The 4,419-nt window shown below is 38.8% G+C and carries 7 protein-coding genes; 2 read left to right on the top strand and 5 right to left on the bottom strand.

Translation table 11 applies throughout. The annotated features are described in order from the left end of the window. Positions 1 to 64 precede the first annotated feature (64 nt). A complete protein-coding gene (locus E1176_RS05285) occupies positions 65 to 280 on the top strand; it encodes a hypothetical protein (RefSeq protein WP_155209525.1) in 216 nt (71 codons plus the stop codon). Between the two features lie 67 nt (positions 281 to 347). Then, positions 348 to 821, top strand: a complete 474-nt coding sequence (locus E1176_RS05290) for a hypothetical protein (RefSeq protein ID WP_155209526.1) — start codon at positions 348 to 350, stop codon at positions 819 to 821. 60 nt (positions 822 to 881) lie between these two features. Here E1176_RS05290 and E1176_RS05295 read toward each other — a convergent pair whose 3' ends face one another. The 5 genes from E1176_RS05295 to E1176_RS05315 form a co-directional block, all read right to left on the bottom strand. Beyond that, entirely contained in the window at positions 882 to 2,282 is a 1,401-nt protein-coding gene (locus tag E1176_RS05295) for an NAD-dependent succinate-semialdehyde dehydrogenase (protein ID WP_155209527.1), read from the bottom strand. Positions 2,283 to 2,397: 115 nt separating this feature from the next. Beyond that, on the bottom strand, positions 2,398 to 3,450 hold the full coding sequence (locus E1176_RS05300; RefSeq protein WP_155209528.1) for an adenylate/guanylate cyclase domain-containing protein: 1,053 nt from the start codon (positions 3,448 to 3,450) through the stop codon (positions 2,398 to 2,400). Next, positions 3,447 to 3,674, bottom strand: coding sequence for a hypothetical protein (locus tag E1176_RS05305; RefSeq protein WP_155209529.1), 228 nt, complete (start codon positions 3,672 to 3,674; stop codon positions 3,447 to 3,449). The genes E1176_RS05300 and E1176_RS05305 overlap by 4 nt, the downstream gene beginning before the upstream one ends. A 36-nt stretch (positions 3,675 to 3,710) precedes the next feature. Continuing rightward, a complete protein-coding gene (locus E1176_RS05310; RefSeq protein ID WP_155209530.1) occupies positions 3,711 to 3,929 on the bottom strand; it encodes a helix-turn-helix transcriptional regulator in 219 nt (72 codons plus the stop codon). Further along, on the bottom strand, positions 3,926 to 4,419 hold a 494-nt coding region (locus E1176_RS05315; RefSeq protein WP_222933089.1), incomplete at its 5' end, for a hypothetical protein. The genes E1176_RS05310 and E1176_RS05315, both read right to left, overlap by 4 nt.

Consider the following 4,419-nt stretch of genomic DNA (forward strand, 5'->3'; position numbering starts at 1 on the left):
GTATTTAAGAAACTTTGGTATTAAATTATTGTTCTACAGATATATGCAATAAGTACTTTCAACAATGACCTACCTACAATTTCTATACTTGCTTGTGGTGATTGCCAATCTCATCATCCTGGGGATCCTGCTTTGGCGCACACAAAAGAAAAAAGACAATAACAACAATGATGAAGATGGCGGTATTGAAGAATTTACCGAACCAACATTAGACTTGCCTCCCGGAGTGACCTGGCCTGTCGACTCTCCCGTTGTAGAAAAAGAGCCTGTTTCTGTATAAATATTTGTTCACCAAATTGGTGACTCATGCAATAATTATCGTCTAATAGTTCAAACAATAATGAACTATGAATACATCAGACATAATTGTAAGTGTACTATTTATCGCGGCAATTGTAGGCCCAATAGTTTATCTAATCCATAGAAGCAAAAGCTTACCTATACAACTTTTAACCGCACTAAAAGATCGGGCATTTGAACTCAATCTATCCCTTTCAGAACAAGAGACCTGGAACAATCGAGCCATGGGCTACGATGCGATTAAGAAAGTGCTTTTGTTTACCATAAAGAAAGGAGAATCGTATTTGCACTATGATTTTGATTTAAAAGATGTAAGTGAGGTAGAACTAATTACCAATAAAAAACTGGCAGTAATAGAAATGCGGTGGACCCAGCCGCTAAAAATTGATCGAATTGTACTATATGACATTCACGAAGATGAGCCTTTAGATTTAGGGTTTCATATCGCGCTGGCTAAACGCTGGATAAAGTTATTAGACACCAAAAAGACACAACGATTTACTCCGCCAAAAGCTGCTTAAAAAAAATAGGGTGGCTTAATAAGCCACCCTTTAGATAACCAGTCCCTATTCCAGTTATCATTAATTATCGTTTAGAACCATTACAGCTTTGGCATTTACAAACTCGCGTACACCAAAATTGCCATGTTCTCTTCCAAATCCGGAATCTTTTACTCCTCCAAATGGCATATTGGGTTGTGCCAGTCCAAATGAGTTGACAAATACCATCCCGGTGTCGAAATATTTCTGAGCCAATTCTACAGCTTTTTTCTCGTTTTTGGAAAAAATACCACCACCAAGTCCAAAGCGACTATCATTGGCTATATGCATAGCATCATCATCATCTTTGGCTCTTATGAGTGAAGCCACAGGGCCAAATAATTCATCGTCATAAGCCGGTTGCCCAGGTTTTACATTATCTAATACAGTGGCTGGATAGAAAAATCCTTTACCCTTAGGCATCTCACCTCCTATCAATACTTCAGCTCCGTTTTTCACGCTTTCTCTCAACTGCTCATGAAGCTTCTCCTGCAGGTCTTTACGTGCCATCGGTCCTAAATCTGTATCCTCTGCTGTTGGATCACCAAATTTTACAGCTTTCATTTTCTCAACAAAAGCTTTTCTAAACTGATCGTATACCTTGTCGACCACAACAAATCGTTTGGCGGCTACACAAGTTTCTCCGTTGTTTACAATTCTACCCTCAACACTTTTAGCTACGGCTAACTCAATGTCAGCATCCTCAAGTACAAGATATGCATCATTGCTACCCAGTTCCAATACCGTTTTTTTCAGGGCTTCCCCTGCTTTTTTACCTATTATCTTCCCGGCTTCAGCACTACCTGTGAGTGTTACGCCTCTCACAAGTTTGTGTTCAATCACTTTATCAGAAACATCGTGATCAATGACTAAAACTGTAAATAAATCTTCAGGTAAGCCTGCAGCTTCATATATCTTCTTCAGCATCATGGCTGAGCCTGTCACAATTTCAGCATGCTTCAGTAAAACTCCGTTTCCAGCCATTAAATTAGCAATGCTGTAGCGCACCACCTGGTATGTAGGAAAATTCCAGGGTTGGATACCATATACTACACCAATAGGCGAGTATGTAATAATTCCCTTACCTCCATTAGGAAGCTCGCGCTCCTCATCTAACAAGGCCTCAAGCCCTTGCTCAGCAGTGTATTCACATATACCACTGCATAAGTCGATTTCAGGGGCTCCCTGAGCTAATACCTTACCCATCTCCCTGGTCATAAGCTCGGCAAGCTCTTTTTTGTTTTTCTGCAGCTCCTCACCTATCGCTTTAATGATTTTTGCTCTCTCTTCCAGTGGTTTTAATCGCCAGGATAAATAGGCTTTATGACATTTCTCAACTGCCGTCACGGCTTCTTCCTCTGTCATGTGCTCATAGTGAGCTATTGTTTCTTCTGTAGCCGGATTGATGGTATCAAAACCGCTACGTTCGTTTTCTTTACTCATTTTAAATTATTGTTTAGTTGGTTTTATAAAAACTTATAGCACTTATACTATAAACTCCACCACTACTCAATAGTTTGAGAAAGAATGTATTTGTTAGAAATGAATAAAAAGCTGTTTAAGCTACTTTAGAAACCCCGAAAACCGTGACGTCCTCTTTTTTGCCACGTAAGTCGATATCACCCAGGTCTTTGTATGTGAAGGAAGGGTCAGAAGTTAACTTCTCTCGCAGGATTGCAGAGATGAGAAACTCCTGCTTCAAGCTGTTGCATTTGCCTTGTATGCGAGCAGCGGTATTTATGGCATCTCCGTGATATGCTATTTCTTTTTTGTATTTACCTACCTCTGTCACAGTCACTAGTCCGGCATTCATGCCAGCTTTAAAAAATGGTAGACTGTCATATGTCATTTTGTAGTATACGCTCTTGTTTTCAAGTTGCTTTTTGAAGTTAAAATAAGCCTTGATACAATTATTGTTTTTAATGCCATCCTTCAGCTGCCAGGTTAGAATTACTTCATCACCAACATATTGGTAGATTTCCGCTTCATTTTCAGCAACCACACCCAGGTCATTAAAACAATCTTGTATAAACATGCTGTACTTGATGTGTCCTAATTTCTCAGCCAGGTTGGTAGAAGACTGCAAATCGAGAAACATAAAAATACGCTCCTCTTCATGCGGGTCGTAAAACTTACCTCTGAGCAATTTCCATAAATTACTATCTCCTAACAACAGGTTTATTTGTCTCAACACCACCATAAAAAAATCTACCACGAGTATGTAGAAATAAATGGCGAAGCTTCCGGGCTCAAAAACGAATTGGCTGAATGAGACATCTACATCAAAAAAGATAGATACCATATAATAAGAGACTACAATAAGGACGAATAGAAATGCTAAGGCATATAAAAACCTGAACATTAACAACTTTTGTATAGAAACCCGCTTGTAAGCCCGCTCTTCGGTTATTATTTGAGCATACCCTGATATACTTCCGAAAATAACGCCAAATATCAATGAGACAAGCATAGTGCTCCAAAACTCAAATTGCACTGAGCCCTCTTCTATCGTGCCAGAGCCTCTTACTATTGATAAGAATACAAAGGCGAGAATCCAGCCGATACAATAATCTCTGATAATACGCAACCTACGCTTACTACCGAAATTCATAACACAGACATTTCATCAGGTAGCGTTTCACACTCAAAACCTGCTTTTCTTATCATATCAATAATATCAATTTCATTGAGATATTGAGTTTCTACTCTAAGCACATTATCGATATCGGCTATGTCTATAGACCATTTATGTATTGACATGTGGGCGTCTAACAAAGGCTTTATCTTAATTACATCCACCCCTTTGATATTGGTTCTAAATACTAATACTTTCATTGTGACCTATTTTGAGTTTTCGGATTGCTATGTCATTTAACTGTTTTCATATGTAAAGACCTGCTCCAATGGCTTATCAAAGACCTGAGCTATTTTAAATGCAAGCTCAAGAGAAGGTGAGTATTTTTCCTTTTCGATAGCTACAATAGTTTGTCTGCTCACACCTACCTCATCGGCCAATTGCTGCTGTGTCATTTCTTCTTTCAGAAACCTGAGTGTTCTTATATTATTCGTAATACGTGTTGCTTTACTCATATACCTCTTCTATAAAAATAAAGCTGAGAAAGATTTTCAAACACCTCTGACAATGTACCGGAAACAACCAGTATCACGAACATGACATTTACAGAAAAGCCACTGGCAATCGCAATCATGGAGATAAGAAAACCGAGAGAGAACGTAAAGTAAGTTATACGTGTAGCTTTAAGTTCTATTAAGCGATCTCGCTCATCGGTTTTAGGTGGGTGCTCTCTGGTAGCTATGGCATTTAAAATGGCGAAAGCAATATGAATTACGATTTTAGAAACGATGGCCACTGGTATCAGCCATAACATTGTTTTGGCCCAGAATACTAAAAGTGCATCAGTTGCCAAACCAACCTCAGGGTGTGACCGAAATACAAACCAAAAGTATACGGCCGTAATCACTACACTACTGACTATATTGACGATGTTTTTTTTCTCCTGATAAGACATGATTGTTGATAGATAAAGCGTAACATGTAAACTATTACGGACACAATGTA

It is taken from the genome of Fulvivirga aurantia (assembly GCF_009711475.1).
Classification (GTDB): domain Bacteria; phylum Bacteroidota; class Bacteroidia; order Cytophagales; family Cyclobacteriaceae; genus Fulvivirga; species Fulvivirga aurantia.